This is a genomic window from Salinivibrio sp. MA607 (assembly GCF_001996245.1).
Taxonomy (GTDB): domain Bacteria; phylum Pseudomonadota; class Gammaproteobacteria; order Enterobacterales; family Vibrionaceae; genus Salinivibrio; species Salinivibrio costicola.
The window spans coordinates 1-16,606 of the sequence record NZ_MUFJ01000041.1 but is presented as its reverse complement, the minus strand read 5'-3'; the positions used below and the strand labels follow the sequence as shown (position 1 = coordinate 16,606).

At 44.1% G+C, this 16,606-nt stretch carries 9 protein-coding genes and 2 pseudogenes; 2 read left to right on the top strand and 9 right to left on the bottom strand.

Features of this window, described 5'->3' with window-relative positions:
- Nucleotides 1-190 (bottom strand): annotated as a pseudogene (locus BZG81_RS14695) (IS1634 family transposase); the annotation flags it as partial.
- Between BZG81_RS14695 and BZG81_RS14690 the strand changes: the two are divergent.
- A pseudogene (locus BZG81_RS14690) lies at nt 184-645 on the top strand (IS1634 family transposase); the annotation flags it as partial. The pseudogenes BZG81_RS14695 and BZG81_RS14690 overlap by 7 nt on opposite strands.
- On the opposite strand, the gene pglX reads toward BZG81_RS14690, so the two are convergent.
- From pglX to BZG81_RS14655, 7 genes are all read right to left on the bottom strand, one after another.
- Complete coding sequence (pglX, locus tag BZG81_RS14685; protein WP_241827403.1) at nt 642-2,507, bottom strand: BREX-1 system adenine-specific DNA-methyltransferase PglX; 1,866 nt, start codon at nt 2,505-2,507, stop codon at nt 642-644. The pseudogene BZG81_RS14690 and the gene pglX sit on opposite strands and share 4 nt — an antisense overlap.
- A 14-nt stretch (nt 2,508-2,521) precedes the next feature.
- Complete coding sequence (gene brxC / locus BZG81_RS14680; RefSeq protein ID WP_077677746.1) at nt 2,522-6,220, bottom strand: BREX system P-loop protein BrxC; 3,699 nt, start codon at nt 6,218-6,220, stop codon at nt 2,522-2,524.
- Nucleotides 6,221-6,237: 17 nt separating this feature from the next.
- Entirely contained in the window at nt 6,238-6,840 is a 603-nt protein-coding gene (locus tag BZG81_RS14675; protein WP_077677745.1) for a DUF1788 domain-containing protein, read from the bottom strand.
- Nucleotides 6,837-7,436, bottom strand: a complete 600-nt coding sequence (locus tag BZG81_RS14670; RefSeq protein WP_077677744.1) for a DUF1819 family protein — start codon at nt 7,434-7,436, stop codon at nt 6,837-6,839. The genes BZG81_RS14675 and BZG81_RS14670 overlap by 4 nt, the downstream gene beginning before the upstream one ends.
- Before the next feature lie 9 nt (nt 7,437-7,445).
- A complete protein-coding gene (locus tag BZG81_RS14665; protein ID WP_077677748.1) occupies nt 7,446-8,333 on the bottom strand; it encodes a WYL domain-containing protein in 888 nt (295 codons plus the stop codon).
- Between the two features lie 299 nt (nt 8,334-8,632).
- A complete protein-coding gene (locus tag BZG81_RS14660) occupies nt 8,633-10,609 on the bottom strand; it encodes a hypothetical protein (RefSeq protein ID WP_077677743.1) in 1,977 nt (658 codons plus the stop codon).
- Between the two features lie 5 nt (nt 10,610-10,614).
- A complete protein-coding gene (locus tag BZG81_RS14655; RefSeq protein ID WP_077677742.1) occupies nt 10,615-14,097 on the bottom strand; it encodes a hypothetical protein in 3,483 nt (1,160 codons plus the stop codon).
- A gap of 142 nt (nt 14,098-14,239) precedes the next feature.
- On the opposite strand from BZG81_RS14655, the gene BZG81_RS14650 reads away from it, so the two are divergent.
- On the top strand, nt 14,240-15,100 hold the full coding sequence (locus BZG81_RS14650) for a helix-turn-helix transcriptional regulator (RefSeq protein WP_077677741.1): 861 nt from the start codon (nt 14,240-14,242) through the stop codon (nt 15,098-15,100).
- Nucleotides 15,101-15,184: 84 nt separating this feature from the next.
- On the opposite strand, the gene BZG81_RS14645 is transcribed toward BZG81_RS14650, so the two are convergent.
- A complete protein-coding gene (locus BZG81_RS14645) occupies nt 15,185-16,525 on the bottom strand; it encodes a 6-phospho-alpha-glucosidase (protein ID WP_206744320.1) in 1,341 nt (446 codons plus the stop codon).
- Nucleotides 16,526-16,606 lie beyond the last annotated feature (81 nt).

Below are 16,606 nucleotides of genomic sequence, written 5' to 3'. Positions count from 1 at the left end.
CAATGCGTTGAGGTTTTTTTAAGAAGATCGAAGACGTTAAAAACTCGGGGCTTTTCAAAAAACGAAAGCGGCTTTTCAAAAAACGAAAGCCGCGCTCTTGTTCAAGCAATGCAGCCATGGTCAGATCCGTACTGTCAGTATCGTTGGTAGCAAGGATAAACATACCCACTTTAAGCTTAGCCAGTGAAACTGGCTAAGCTTAAAGTGGGTATGTTTATCCTTGCTACCAACGATACTGACAGTACGGATCTGACCATGGCTGCATTGCTTGAACATTACAAATCCCAACAAAAAGTAGAGCGCGGCTTTCGTTTTTTGAAAAGCCCCGAGTTTTTAACGTCTTCGATCTTCTTAAAAAAACCTCAACGCATTGAGGCTCTGCTCATGATAATGACGCTTAGCCTTCTTGTTTACGCAAGTCTAGAGCACAAAATCAGAGAGCAACTTAACAAGACAGAAGCGTTCTTCCCAAGCATGGTGAAGAACAAAACAACGACTAAACCGACGGCACGTTGGGTATTCTTAAAATTTGAAGGGATCGACACACTCGAACTCGACGGTCAGAGCTTCATTACCGGTGTACGAGAGCATCAACGACGATTGCTGAAATTGTTGGGTCAGTTATACGAAGCGGTTTATTCCTAAATTAGGTGCGGAAACTCGGGTAAATATGTACCGCTAAAATTTTCAATTAAATTTGCCTTAAAGATCGTCGCATTCGTACCAAACGCAATTTTCATAACTCCATTACCCATATGCACCATATTTTCAATAGTCCTATGGGTTAATATGGAGCTCCTCATCTGCTCATAACTAGATAAGAACATCCAGCTTTGCATTGTCACCATTGAATTGAAGCCTGTAGCTTTCAGCCAGCTAAAACCTCGCTCAATAAAAATTGCAAACAAGTCAGATTTGCTATTTGGATAGTTTTTCTTCGCAAACTCTTTCAAATCTGCATTCATGCCTTTCCCTCCCATATACGGAGGATTCGCAATAACAGCATCATAACGAATTGATAGCACGAGCGCTTGATGCACAAATTCAATCAATTGCTTCGCCGCAGGCTTTTGCATTGAGTCGCCTGACTCTTGAAGCTCGACAAGTGTGGTTAGTAGCTCTTTTAGCTGTCCATGCTCATCGCTTGGCACATCAATCAAAGAACCGAAGGTCTTGGCCTGAGTGAACCTTGCCAACGTTCGCTTCAGCAGTTGGTAGCGGTTGTCTGCATTGAACGAGCTTAAATCTTGCTCTTCGTCAGAAAACAGTCCTTGCGATGTGCCGCTTTGCCAACTTCCCGATAGGTTGAGTGCTTTCCACAACGTCGTCAGGTCGATATGGTTACTTTCCTGCAATGACAGTACATTGAGTCGCACGTTACGGGTAAAAATACGCTTATCGTCATCTCTAGCCATCATCATCAGCGCAAAGCCAGATAACTGCGCTGCACGATCATCAATGTCTAGGCCGTAGAGGTTGTTCTCCAGAATCATCTTTGGAATGTCACGAGAGCGGAAACCTCGTTCTTCGTAGATGGCTTTTAGTACGTTGTAAGCTTCAATCAGTATGTGGCCCGAGCCACAAGCTGGGTCAAGTACTTTGATGGTTTCAGGTTCAATAGATTCTGGCGTAATAGCCTTAAGCTGTTGGTTAACTTCGTCAGATTGTTCAGCAGGCTCAATGTAGTATTCCATCTGCGTTTTAATGGCAGAATCTGGGTAGGTTTGCAGCCATTGACGACCGACTGAGTTTTGTACCAGGTACTTTACAATCCAGTTGGGTGTAAATAACTGGGTGGCGGCAGGGATGTCTTCACTCTTGACCACCTTACCCATTACCTGATCTTTCTTTTCAGAAATGTAGAACTGGTAAAGCCAACCGATAACTTCTACCTGTTCCCAGTCCTCTTTAGGGATGCCGTCTACTAATCCGCGCAGAATTGAGTCTGTACGCGTTAGGTTATCTGGTAGCAGAAGCTCTGTTTCATCGTCCAATGCGTCAAATAAGAAAGGCATCGCTTCGTGTAGCTTATGGCACTGACCTAACAACAATTCACGATACAGCTCTTCGTCTTTGTTGCCCGCAAGCTTGAGTTCAATAATGCGAGCTCTATCTAACCCGAGCTCATCCGCAGCGTCTTGCGCATGGTCGATAATTTCAAAGCCTTTAGGGTTGTCTGGGTGCGACAAAACACGAAAACCGTGACCTAGATAGTCATGGATTTCCATATAGCGAATAGCACATAGACGGTTGAACCAGGTATAAGCTACTTGTTCCACGAGCTGGTTATAGCCCATTGCCTTAACCTTTTTGACCAATCGCTCTCTGGCAGTTTTTACGTTAGGCTCAAAGGTTTTTCCTTCAATAAGTAATACTGAACCTTCTTGTTTTACCTCTGATATCTGTTTGTCGCTGTATATTCCTAGCTGATTTAATTGTTTTGAAACAGCGGTGATAAACTCACGTCTTGCTTGAGGCGCATATGTTTTAAGCTTTACAGTATTCATATGATATTGCGCTCTTACTTGATTCTTACTCGGTCGCCAGCTTTGACCGCAGCAATCAGCTGCTCTTTCAAAGCGGCAAGATAGGCATCAACTTCGGCTTCACTTTCAATGAATCCGGTTGTTACTGACTTGGCCATGGCATCGGTTGGGTTAATCGTTACGGTACGTTTTGCAATCGGCTGTGGTTGCACTGGTTCAGGGGCAGGCTCAGGTGCTGGAGCTGCCTTACCGGCTTTCGCTGCTTCCGCTGCTTCTTCTTCGCGTTTCTTCTGTTCGAGTTCACGACGTCTTTGCTCAGCTTCAGCTTTTTTGCGTTGATCTTCGATAAAACTATTCAGCAACTCATAGGCTTCGTCCTCGTAACCTTCCGCTTCAGTTTGCTCACTAATAGTCTGTGGTATTGAAGCTGTTGCTTCAATGCGCTGTCTGCACATTTGCAACGGGCGTAGTGCCTGGTTCTGTAGCTCAGACGGAGCATGAGCTTCCTCTAGCGTTTCTTTTACTCGACCGATGCGCAGATCTACACGCTCTAAAGCATGTGTGCGTTTTTCTTCGACCAATGTTGAGTTAACTTTCGCCACTTGCTCAATAAGCGGGTTAATGTGGCGCAGCTGCTCATACGGTGAGGACATATTGTAAATGCGTTCTAATTCAGTGAGCGCTTTTAATGCTTCACTGTCTTTTTCTAACGCGGGTCTATTAGCCTTAAACTTCTCGTTCAATGCGCCAGCAAGTGCTTGCCAAGTTTGAAATTGGCTATTGTAAAAGTCATCAAGGTCCTCAAAGTCCTCAGCAAACTCTTCAAGGGCATCTGCATCTTCTAGGAATCGAGCAATAAGGGCGAAGCTAGGATTACTTCCGACATCTTTTTCCAGAACGCCAGCTACCAACGCAAGACCATCGTCAATTTGAGATTTACCGGGAAAATGACCCGTCTGCGACTTGGTTCTAAATGATTTCAGCTCTTCATTCCAAGCCAGTAATTCATCGCGCACTAATTCGTAGAGCTCTTTCTCACCCGAGCCGGTAAAGGTTTTAGAAAAGATTTCTTTAACAAGACCAGCAGCCTTTTTAATTTGGCGCTCGTCATGTTGCCTGATCTTATGTACACGGATCTCGCCGCGTTTACGCACGCTGGTAAACGGCTCGTAAGCTTTTTTCAACGCTAGATCTGTGCCCTGGGTACTAAAAGATACCTTTCCAGCCAAGCCCAGCCTTGCAGTGAGCAATAAGATTTCATTATCTGGCCAGCCATAAGGGCGCTTACCAAAGCGGGCAACGATATCACGTAAATACACGGGCTCATTACGCTCTACTTTTAATGTAACGTACTGCTCTATCTCACGGGTGGCTTCTGGATTACATTCATCCGCGTGAAGGTCCAATCCGATTTGTGCAATATCATCGGCAGCGAGTACGGCCTTTAGCTCACGCAAAACTTCACCAGGCGTCGCCTTGAGCATGTTTAATTTAGCGAAGGTATTCTCGATGACGTATTTGTATGCTTCTTCGACGATGGCACTTGGCGTCGCTGATTTCTTCGGTAGTTTTGTTCCGATCGCATAAACGTCTGCTTCTGCAAACAAAACTTCAAAATCGGTTCTCAAGCGCTTTTCGCGCTCAATATTCTCCATCTGCTTCTCGCGCATAAGGTGCGCTTGCTCAGGTCGCTGCCCCGAATTTTGCTTTAAGAATCGGTCCGTTTTAATGAAGGTAGTCAGATCATCCCAAAGACGCTTGTGCTCTCCCAATTGAACCAACACACAACCATCGGCCTCTAGTGTGTGATTAATGCACGCTTGGTCATGCGCATAGTCTTCATAATGCGAGTCCAAAGGTGAAATAACTTTGATAACAAGGTCTTCCAGCGTGGTACCGTCTTTTGGATGACCGTTACAAAAGCGGCTCACTGCAAAGTCTTGCTTATTAATCGGGTAACGATAAGCACGATTACCTTTCAATATGCCGTCAAAAACAATAGAAGATAGTTTGTTAGAGACCTCGGACATTTCAATATCCGTGTGACGGATCTCATTTTCAATCTCTTTTTCTTCATTGGTCAGAAAAACAAACTCATCACCATTGCGGGCAATCAGCAATTGGCGTTCAAGACGATTCAGGCTCTCTTCAATTTGTTTGCGCAGTACAATTTTATCTGCATCGATTTGATCAATTGAAAGCGTAACAAGGTTATCAAGTGTGCTTTTGACAACGTCGACATAACGGATCAAGAACAGAGTTTTTAGCATCTTGCCGTCAAATTCTGTTAATGAATCTAGCTCACAAGCTTGGTCAATTGTTCGTTTGACTGCTGGTTCCAAGAAGCTTTCAATCGGTGCATAAAAACTATGGAATGGGATAAGTACATTAAGATCTGCCTCTTTCATCTGCTTTGCAGCTGATTGAAAAGCGTCAAGTAATGAACGCTCACCCATAGCCAGATGCTTACCCGTCGCGCCCTTTGTTCGAATTGACTCAAACACTTTTTGTACCAGCGTGTAGTGGTACGGAACAAACGGGTAGTTGTCTACGAAAGACGGGGCGTCGGTATAACCTCTTAGAGAAGCCGTTGTCGTTTTATCAAATGTCAACTGATTGCGAAGAATATCGGCTTTTTCAGCGAAGACATCGGCGAGGCGCATATGGGCCTCTTCCGTTTTCGGCAACAGACGCTTCTGAATCACTTCAGAAGTATTCGAGCTCGATAGCTGTAAGCGAGTGCTAAAACGCCCCTGAATTTTAGAAAAGTCTTCGCCATCGCGCTTATCCATCCCTCCGATGGCGACATCGATATCAGCCTGTGACGTTACAACGACCCATGCTCTACCTCCACAGTAAGTGCCAAGATCCTCAGTAATAGTCTGAAGTTTCAACATCATTTGGGTATTTTTACCGATAAACTGACCGACTTCATCGACTAAAAACAGAATATTTCGATCCCCAGTACGATCTAGATATTCATTGACCCATTTACAGAAATTACGGATATCTAGCGGGAAATTGTTTTCAACTTGCTCAACCCACGCCTTGGCAGACTCTAATGATTGCTCACTGGCATGAGCGAGTGCTTCTGCTAGTTCGTCTCGATAAAAGTCATAAGCGTCACGCTCTGTTTCCCAAGTTGATAGTGTCAACTCAGCGAACTTTTCTTTGAAAGATGCGTATTGATTGCGCTTATCAAGCTCACGTTCTAAGTGAGCAATATGAGGAAAATCAGCGCAGTAACCTACTCGTTCATTAAATACTTTGAGAAAAACCTTAAGAATGGCATTTTCTTGGTCATCCGTATTGGCTCTTGAATCAATGTTAAAAAGAATGACATCTGTATCTTTGGTAACCGAATTTTGGATGTCCGCCAACAGCATAGCGTCGCTGATTTTATCTTTGAAAAAATCAAATGCTTGGCGACCTTTTCCATCTTTTTTAACCGATTTGTTCTCAAGAAGGTAAGATAGAATTTTTAGGAAGTGAGACTTACCCGAGCCAAAGAATCCAGAAATCCATACACCAATTTTACCCGACATTGCTGCGTCGCTTTGCGTTACCGATGTTACATAAGCTTCAAAGAATGCCCGAAAGTGTCGGTCCAACTCGCGAGTTACTACATACTCATCAAGCTCAACGTACACGCTGTCATTGTCTTTTTGCTCGGCTTTAACAACGCCGTTAATATTACGTGTCAGCTCTTTAGAAAAAATCTGTTCAATTTTCATTCAGGAGGCTCCCTGCTCTACTTCTTATATTCTGAAAAGGATTTTTTACCGTCTTCAGGCACTAGCTTGAAGGCGCGATAATAGTTTTTAGATTCGATCATGCCGAAAGGGTGCAAATCCATTCCGCTATACTCACCTGGATAGAAAAGCACTAGTGGCGTATTGCCCATAACGTCTTGCAAAGCACTAAGTAGCTCGTGACCCCGAACAAGGGGCCAGGCGCTGCCTAAACCTGACAGCAGCATAAAATCAAGTTCTGATGGTTGATACGTGTTCGCAATATGCTTTGCTACTTTATCTTGGCTCAGAGGGCCTGACAGTGTTTTTCGGACACCATCGACACCGACTTGCAGTTCACGCTGGCAAGCTCGATCAAATAGATCACGTTTCTCAAGCATCTCTATCAAGACTTGAAAAATATTGATATGAGCAAAGCAGTACCCGCGTTTGGTGAGCTTTTCGTCTACATGTCTGAGGTGCTCCCGAAGTACCAATTCAAACTTAGCGGGGTAATCAAATATCCAAAATCCTATTTCATTGCCCAAACCATCGTTTTTCAAGAACTGAGGGGTTTCAATCCTTTCTAAAATTAGATCAAGCCTAGCCTGAAGCGCCTTCATATTGTGCACTCCATAACATCAATCAAATCTTCTCTGCCCAGATGTACTAACCAACCTTTAACTTCTGGCATGAGGTAAACGGGTTGTATTTTCTTTGTTCTACTGTCACTCAGATAACCACTGTCAACCAATGCCTTAATAGCGTTATTACCCATTTTTTTGACAGTCGTGTCAGAGAAGTTGCCAAGCTCAGCATACGCGCTCATTCTTGTCGCATAAAACTCCGACCACGCGTCAGCGGTTAAAGCGGGCTTATAAGTGCGACGAGCCTCTGCGAGGGTGAGTCGCATAAAGTCAACGACGATCGGAGAGTGAATCAGCAATGAAACCATGAGCATCTGGACATACGCGCGCTCACTCGCAGCCAAAAGTTCACTCATAAACGCTTCTCCCATTCCCTCAATACGCCAACGGATGGTTCTAGCATAACGAATGGCAGTCTGACCGGATTTTTTCTGGAGCACATTTTGCTCAACGATTAGCGACTTCCATTCGTCTTCAGGAAGCTTTTTAAGCAGCGATTCCGCGATTATTCTAGACTCAGTTATCAGTAAACTGCCGCCAATTAGGTCGCCTAAATACTCTTTTATATTCATTAATTTATCTCACGAGTCGCTATAACCAGGGGCGAGAGCGGCGTTGTCCACGCCATATAGCGCTTCTGGATTTTTCAGTGCTAAGTGATGCCCTCGCCCAGCATCCTGGTCACTCTTTGAGCAATCAACATTCCATAAGCGCAATAAATATCCAGCAAACGCTGCTCTTATTTCCACACGTAAACAATTGTTTACCATCCCATAGTCCATCGATACGGCTTCTGGGTGCGTTAAGGCTGGATGGGGCACTAGATCTAACTCAACGATACGATTCCACTGTTTATCCCACTGAAGAGTCTCACTCTCCTCGTTAACTTTATCTTCTATAAGCTGGACTTCATTTATCCTCGTTAAAACAAAGTCCCTAAATTTTTTATGCTTTCTGTCGTATGCACGGACATGCCATCTTAAACCGTTGTCTACCAATGTATGCGGCACAATTTGTCTGCACCCGTGCCCCGAGGATAAGGATGTATATTCAATGTTTATCGCTGTACGTTTATGTATGGCTTCGCTAACGGAAGCGACAACCCCTAACTTTGGCTTGTTTAGGTGAAATGGCGCTTCGCAAGCCATTGGTGGTTTAACCTTTCCAAGGAATCCGTCACCAAACCCTTGGCTGATCGTCGCAAGCGTCCGCATAACGTCATAATCGAACAACGGCTGAAACGTACTCGTTTTCAGGTGCACTCTCCGCTTTTCGTCATACATGACGTTGTTAGGAGCTAATTCTTTGTAACGTGCAAAATCTTGCGTTGCCACCGACGGTGCCACACTAAACCGCTCAGTTAAATAACTACGCCCTGCTTCACCTTTAAACAATAAGGTGAAATCGATATGAGCAAGGCGCTCTCTCTGCGCTTGGCTAAGCTCTTCAAGTCTAGTGCTGTCTTGCAATGTCAGCCTCTCATCCATCTAGGGCGATCCTGTATCATTTAAAAGTAGGCTACCGATTGAATTCAATCAGTAGCCTACTTTTTTTTGTGAGGTGCCATAATATCAACAAGTCCCACCATTGGCTATACAGTCTGCTTTAACACCGTTTAAGTGTCTCATTTCTAGACTATGGATATGTAGCGGCATTCCCGATAAAAGCCCCCCACAATTCGCGCATGCTCAGCATAGGCTTGGTGGGCGTATTGAGAACATTGCAACCATGCCATCTCACGACGTCAATGCAGTATAGTGGCAAGTTTCTATGTCTTACTGTGCTTCACTCTATCTTTACATTCCGCCAAATACTTGAAAGGGAAAGGCTTTACTGTCGCTAACTTATTACGGATAAAATAGCTTTGAGTCAGTGTTAAACAAACTTGTTTTAAGTCTTCTGGGCCTTCGAGATATCTCAAGTGGTTGAACTGGCCTCGGTGAAACTTGAACCCTCCTTTTTCAATGCCCACAAAATAAGCAGAATGGTCAGCGTCATAGAAGTGTCCGGTTAAAGCTTCTAGGTATTCGTTGTGCTCACCTTTTATCGAATAATTGAGCATGATGCCTGTTTGCTCAAAGTAACCGTCAATCAATGCTTTTTCTGCGGTTGATCGGTATCCAATCTGGGCAATTTTAAGATCTTGTTTGTCAAACTCTTCCTGCAAAGGGTGCGTGTTTAGCATTGATACTAACTTGCCGTAAACGGGATCTTGCCCATAGGTACCATCAGTAAGAAAGCGTTCAATAAACGCACGACTTATGCCCTGTTGATTGCTTCTTTTTAGATGTTCCAATACTTCAAAAAGCCGTGCAGCATCTGGAATCGCCGCAATTTCCTCATGCACGATGGTGCAGATACGAGGAGATTGCTGTGCCATGTCGATCACATAACTGAGCGTTTCAAAATAACGTTTTTTTTCAGGCAGTTCGATACCAAGATCATCAAAGTAAAACGCATCTTGTTGTTCATACTGAAAACATCCGTTGCGACATTTTAAGATATGAAAGATTGGATCCTTATTGCCGTATGGGGGATCTTCTCTCTCTACAAACCAATAGACCCCTTGCAATTCTTGAATGAAGAACTGCTGCGCTAAGCACTCTTGCTTAATAGCCATTTCTTTGACTAGCGCATCAATGATCGGGTTTAGTGCATTACCTTTCGTTTTGTTTCGTACCGAAGTAATTGTGGAGTTGTAGATACTTTGCGTCACTCTATGTTCGGAATAGAAACTTGCTTTGGGATCAGATCGCCCTGCTTTGTCGTAGTCTTCGGGGCTGTCTAAAACCACGAGTAAAGGTTTGCTCGCATCAATGCTCGCTTCAGAATCCAAGAATTTAATCTTTACCGGCCATCGCTGCTGTTTAAGTCTCTCAAATCCTTCCTCTTTCAATGATGCATTTACCACTTGTAAACCACCATGATTATCAATCACTTGATAAATGCGCTGATACACGTTTTCGACATTACACTTTTTATAATGCTTGCGCCAAGTTGCCTCAATAGACTTTAGCTGCATCGACAAGCAGCCAGAGAAATGATGATTCATCAGTTCAACAAAGTGATAAAGAGCCCCCGTTTTTGTTTTTTGCATTGATATCAGTTCTTTACCAGATATATCGATGGCATTTGTGGTAAATTTGCCTTTTCCTGGGCTGTGAACAATCAGATTTCCTTTCGGATTGCGTCGCAAAAGCCCACTTTCCATGTCAAATTCAAACTTAGGTAGTCTTTCAATGGTGTTTGCGCGCTTGTGCGCCGTTTCTATTGGCGAGAATGTGGTTCCATCCATGGAGATGAATAACGCGTTAAAACGCACACTTTCTTTAAGATCAAACTTGATGCATTTGTACACGGTATGCTCAAAAAACTTCTCCGGCTCTACAAAGAGAAATGTTTCCCCAAGCCCTGAAAAAAACTCACTCGACGCCACTTTCCCAAGGGCTCGTATAAACAGGCGCCCTAACAATAGTGGTGCACAGTCTTCAAACGCCACACGCTCAAAGGCAATATCGGCCGATTCTGGCTTGGTTTTATCGTGTTGATCGCGAAGTATCCAGTAGTAACCTGAGTGTTTAATGAGCGCTTTGGGCTTAGCCACTCGTTCAACAAGACTCAGTTGATGCGCATAACCAGCATTTCCGATCCTCTTATCCAATGAGGCTTTGTAGATCACGTACTTTTGGTTTAACGCTTCAAAATCAAAGGTTAGGTTAATCAGTGTGGTTAAACTTCGACTCATCGGCTTCACTCCGCAAACTGGTTTAATAATTCGAGTAGTTGATTCATGGGAGGGACATTGTTCGTACCCGACTCTCGGTCAATGATTCCAGGAATTTCAATCACATCCGCGATATTTGGAGTAACATGCTCAACGAATAGTTTATCCTCACTCTCGTATTGGCGCGAATTGATCCCGCCTGCACCACTCCATATAGTATTGATATACAAGGCTTGCAGGTGCTTATTTACAAACTCGTCGGGTGGATTTTTCCTAATTTGCTGCAGCTTTACCTGGCATTTATCTAAAGTGTTGTCGTGAACCAAACATCCCAGCTCTAAGTCCCAATGCTTAACATCAACCAACAAAATTCGGTTGCCGAGTGCTATGTAGCCATCGAACCACTCTACGCATCCACTTGGCATGGCATGCAATGGATAACCAAATGCCATCAGGATCGCACTTACCGCTTCTTCGCCAAGTGCTCCCATGTAGAGATCAAACATTGCTGGCGCTAATACAAACTGAGCTTTGCCAAAGGTGGTGGCAAAACCATTGGCGTCGAAATGCGCCGACACCAATGAGTTTTTCATCAGCAAAGGAAGCCGAGCAGCCGCTTCCGATACTTCGCGTAACCCAGATTCATCCGCTGGATTAATAAAAATTTCAGTGATGCCTTTCTCTTCAGAATGATCAATTTGATATTGATACTGACCTACTGAGCTCTGAACATCGATGTAGTAACGAACTTCCTCTCCCGTTGGCGAGGACAGCATGGTCGGTTTTGTCAGCATCCACTGACGCAACCTTTCGTACTGGCCAATCGAATTTTCATTCTGGTGTTCATAAACGCTGGTCACAAGCCTTTGTATATGGGCATAGTTTCTTGAGGCCCGGGGGTGATAGGACATTTGCTGCTTTTCGTGCTCTTTGGCTTGATAGTGCAGCTTAATCTCCGTCACCAATGCTTGGTATTCGTGAGAAAGGAAAGAGAGATTGCGATTGTCTTTTGCCAGGGTTTCCACAAAATCAGCAACTGCGTCATACATAATGGTGATTTGATTTTGCTTCCACTCGGTACGACACATACGGCCCAGCGCTTGTTCGATAAAACGATAAACAGCATATCGATAATCTTCGCTCTTTTTATAACTTGAGATCAGAGATCTAATGGCGGAATTATTCACGCGCGCAGAAATGAGAGGTTTGAGCTTCGATTTAGCTTCGTTGGCGGCCATAATGCCCTTTTCATGCAGCATAAAGGTATCGTGAATACTCTTTTTGATGGCTAGATCGCGCTCATCCACCGCCAAGTCGTCGCTAATTAAACGACCAATCAATGTCGTCGGTTGCTCAAGATAAATAGAGTCAATATCGGTTTTATGCTGGAATGGTTTAATGCCTTCAGGGCCTACGTAAGTTAATGTATGATTATCTCTCATCGTGTATGAGGGCGATAATCCCGCCCCCGTCGCCTGGTAGTTAGTGATCACGACGACTTTTTGAGTTGTGGTCTCCAATCGTTTTAAGATCGCTTGGAATTGGTCATTTCTAAATGAAGCGGCATTAATATTTTCAAAAATAGTCACATTGTACTTCTCACCCACCCGCTTCATGAAATCCATGAACTCATGATTCCTATAGCTTTTGTTGATCATGCAAAAATGGTATCGGTTGCTTGGATGCAAAGAGAACTGACGGATTGACTCGACTAGCTTATTGGCTCTCTTAATAGAGTACGGTAAGCCTTGAGTGTCCGTGCTTAAAAGCTTACACAGTTCATTCTCAAGTAGCACTGAATGCAACTTTGTTCTTTTGAATTCTTGATAAAGCGCTTCTACACCGCCCCAATCCACACGCTCGGAAATGCCCTTAACACTAATCAGAATCTGGTTTTCTGCATATCTACGTTTTGCATAGTACTCTGCTTGTATCGCCGCTTTCTGAGCGGAATTGAGACGTACCAAACGGTCAGAAAGCACTTCACTGAGATAGTCGAGATCAAAATTATGAATTGCCGTGCGGCTGGTAGCCGTTGCACTAACACCGAGAACCTTAGCCCCAGCGAGCACCCAATGAGCGAGTAAGCCTGTCGATGTTAATGCCAAATCAAATGTAGACGCCTTGGCGGTATTGTCGGTGTCGCTGTATTTAGCAATATTAGCAATTTCGTAGCCGCTGTCGTGAAAGCTATATGCACGATGCTCATTTTGTACTTTAAAGCTCAATCTGGCCGTAATTAACGACATAATATTTGGCGTCAGATCCACCAGCCCAAGGTGGTTGAGGATTTTCTCTACCAGATTTTCTGTGGTGTAAGTTCTTGAGTCTTCAAATTTCGCCAAGTTCTTTTTCAGCTGAAGAATGGCACTGAGCATGCCATTGCAAAAGCTCCGAACAAGCCGGGCACTATTGTTAACGAATTGTATTGCACTTTCGCTACCTTCCGAACCAATCTCATGACTGCCTAACTCATGATTAATCTTTGACTTTAACGCTTCGTGCTCAAAGTTAATGGTATGAATAGACATCCGGTCGGAAAGGAGAGTGAATACTCGGTTTTGGTTTTCGCTGCCCTTTTGAATCGTTGCAGTGGTGATGAATGGTCGGTAGTTGATATGCCATTTCTCTTTATGATCAGCGAGCGCATGCCGGAAACGATTGAAACACTGATCGACATTCCTAAATTCTGGCGAGCCGTGAATTTTGAAGCTGTCAAAACTCGCGTAAATTTTTCGGGTTAAGTCGATAATGTCATAATCAGTGACGGTATTGATTAGATGGTTTAGAAATTCACTTTGCTGACGGTCAAACTCATCCAGGATCAATAGTGAGTTATCAAGAAAATCGCTAACTCTGTAGCTTTTATTAAGGCTATGCCAAGGGTAGAGCAACTTGGATGTGGTTAAAAAGAGTACCTGTGTTTTTTCCTGGTCAATCCTTCGTGCCGGGAATATTCGATCAAGAACATCATTCAATTCGACATCTTTGCACGCTTTACCTTGCAAATATGTCTTGAGCATAGAGAAGATTTTGCTGTGTTGAGCTCGCAGGTCCTCATCAAATATCGACGTGTTACTGCTGTTTTTTGCCTGTTCTAATAGAGTGACTTTATCGCGTATCGTTTTGATCGCTTTTCGTTGTTGTACGTCGAGCTGCTCGAATATCGTTGCCCAATCCTGCTCTGATAACCCGGCAATGGCGGTATCTTGAGATGGGATCCAAATGATGTTGCGTTTCAGTTCTAGTTTTTGTTTATCACTTAATGCCGCCTTATCGTCAACGCGCTCAAGTAACGCGTCATACGCTTCTTTCACGTTAACTCTTAAGTTGGTCGCATAAATGAGTGTTAGCTTCGAATCCGCAATAAGGTGCGATAGCTGAAGCTCGGTGGCTTGATAGGTCTTCCCTAGGCCGGTCTGGGCATCGATGATTGCCAAAAAGCCGTCTTTTGACTGACAGGTTTCGGGTCCTGCCATTTCGAGGTAAGTTTCAAACAATGCACTCATTATCTTAGCTCCGATATTATTCCAACCCTGCCAGCTGCCTGCCCAGTTGACGAAAAAATGTCCAAAAAATACTATGTCGTCAGTAAAGACAGGTAAATACTGAATACATAAACATGTCGAGTAACTGGACAGGAGTTAAGTAATGAAGAAATGGCCGATCCGGTGGGATTTACTCTTGCGATACCGGATGATTGAGATCGTTGTACTCTGGGAGGGAAGGTTAACCACCAATCACTTGATACAAAGTTTTGGTATCGGGCGACAACAGGCGTCCAAAGATATTAATTCCTATCTAGCCGATATCGCACCGGGTAACCTTGTTTACGATAAGCATTTAAAGGGTTATAAACCCAATGAGAGCTTTACTCCCAAGTTGACTTCCGGTCATGCCGACGAGTATCTTCACATCCTTTCCCGCCGTGAAGATATCACCGTAACATTTGGTGACCTTGACATGGGGTTTGAACATACAGCAATGATCCGTCCAGTAACACGTAATATTGCTCCTGAAGTGTTGCGGCCTCTCGTTCAAGCCATTCGGGATAAAAAACGTGTCGATATTTGCTACACATCCTTAAAAGATGGTGAATTCGTCGAAAGGATTATTTCGCCTCATACGCTGGTTTGTACCCCGTTACGCTGGCATGTTCGCGCCTATTGTGAGTATGCAAGAGACTATCGTGATTTTGTATTGAGTCGCATCCATGGCATCCCAGACATCAATGATAATGCTGCCCACGGCAAACAAGAGGATACGCTTTGGAATACGAACGCAGTTATCGAACTGACCCCGGACACGCGTCTTAGCGATAAGCAAAAAGCGGTGATCGAAAAAGATTACGGCATGATCAACGGTACCCTGAGAATCCCCACTAATGCCTCTCTCGTTCACTACCTTTTAATTGCATATAACATCGATATACACATGCAAAAATACAATCCCCAAGGGCAGCAGATTGTGGTGGGTAATATGGATGAATTGATGCCGTATCTGGCTTACTAATAACCAGCCGTGGTGCTTAGAACGAAAAAGGGAGCCGGATGATTGGCTCCCTTGGTTAGCTCTAACTAGCCTAGAACGTATTTATCAACCGAGTTCTACCCAATACTCTTTGTTCACTTCTAGCATTTCGTCCAAAATTTCTTTGGCTTTTGAAGCGCTTGGAATTGTGGCTGACAAGGTGAATGCTTGCCACAGCCGTTGGTAAGAGCCCTCAACGTGAGCTTGAACAACAAGCTTTTCAACTGATACCTGTTGATTCATCATGCCTTTTTGGAATTCAGGGATTTCACCGATTTGCATTGGTTTTGCGCCTGTATTATCGACAATACAAGGGATTTCAACCATCGCTGTTGGATCAAAGTTACTAATAGCTCCGTTGTTAGGGACGATAAGTAGCATTCTTTCCTTGGTGTTAAAGGCAATCGCGGTCGCTAAGTCAACGATGTACGATGCGTGTTCCTCAACCTCAATGGTGGTGTCCTTTGCTGTCCCTGCTGCGATAATGCGATGGCATTCGGTGAACACTTCTTTCTCGCGTCCATCCATCACTTCATTGGCACGGGTATAAACTTTATCGGAGTGTTCCACAACATAATCAGGATACAGATAATATTTAATGTATGTGTTTGGGATCGTTTCTGGGTCCAGCGCATACACGTCACGCACTTTGATAAACGTATCTTTCCATGATTCGTCGGTATGCTGAGCACCGTTCATCGCGCTAGGTGGCAAGTAACCATGTTCTTTCACATACGCTTTAATCCGAGGCATGAGATCTTCGCCGGTTTTGGCATCTTTAAACTCTTTCCACCATCCAAAGTGGTTCAGGCCGTAGTACATCACATCAAACTGTTTACGGTCTTCATAGCCCAAGATTTCAGCGATACGGGTCTCTATCCCAATCGGCATGTCACAGATATTAAGCACTTTCGAATTAGGCCGTAGCACTCGACAAGCTTCAGCAACAATTGCTGCCGGGTTGGAGTAGTTCAGCATCCATGCATTTGGTGAGTACTTTTCCATGTAGTCGATAAGCTCAATCACAGCAGGAATGGAGCGTAGACCATAAGCCATGCCACCTGGACCACACGTTTCTTGGCCCACACAGCCATGACGAAGTGGGATTTTTTCATCTTGCTCTCGCATGGCGTAAAGACCAGCGCGAATATGCGCCATGCAAAAATCAACATCCGTAAAGGCTTCTTCTGGGTCGGTGGTATAAGAGAACTCGATTTGAGGCGCTCGTTCTTGTAGTAAGATCTTGCATGCTTCAGCCACGGTTTCCTGCCGAGATGCAAAGTTGTCGTAGAATTTCAGTTTACGGATCGGAAAACGATCTTGGTTTTCCAGTAGCATCATGACAATACCCGGGGTGAAGGTTGAGCCGCCGCCTGCGATAACAACTGAGAATTCTTTTTTCATCATTTCCTCTCTTATTTGGCTTGAATCATTTGCCAATGAATAGCTTGTTTATAAGTATTTGATGCTTGTTTATAAGTATTTGAT

Coding starts and splice junctions, on each gene's coding strand:
- pglX (WP_241827403.1), bottom strand. CDS start 2,507: ATGAATACTGTAAAGCTTAAAACATATGCGCCTCAAGCAAGACGTGAG.
- brxC (WP_077677746.1), bottom strand. CDS start 6,220: ATGAAAATTGAACAGATTTTTTCTAAAGAGCTGACACGTAATATTAAC.
- BZG81_RS14675 (WP_077677745.1), bottom strand. CDS start 6,840: ATGAAGGCGCTTCAGGCTAGGCTTGATCTAATTTTAGAAAGGATTGAA.
- BZG81_RS14670 (WP_077677744.1), bottom strand. CDS start 7,436: ATGAATATAAAAGAGTATTTAGGCGACCTAATTGGCGGCAGTTTACTG.
- BZG81_RS14660 (WP_077677743.1), bottom strand. CDS start 10,609: ATGAGTCGAAGTTTAACCACACTGATTAACCTAACCTTTGATTTTGAA.
- BZG81_RS14655 (WP_077677742.1), bottom strand. CDS start 14,097: ATGAGTGCATTGTTTGAAACTTACCTCGAAATGGCAGGACCCGAAACC.
- BZG81_RS14650 (WP_077677741.1), top strand. CDS start 14,240: ATGAAGAAATGGCCGATCCGGTGGGATTTACTCTTGCGATACCGGATG.
- BZG81_RS14645 (WP_206744320.1), bottom strand. CDS start 16,525: ATGATGAAAAAAGAATTCTCAGTTGTTATCGCAGGCGGCGGCTCAACC.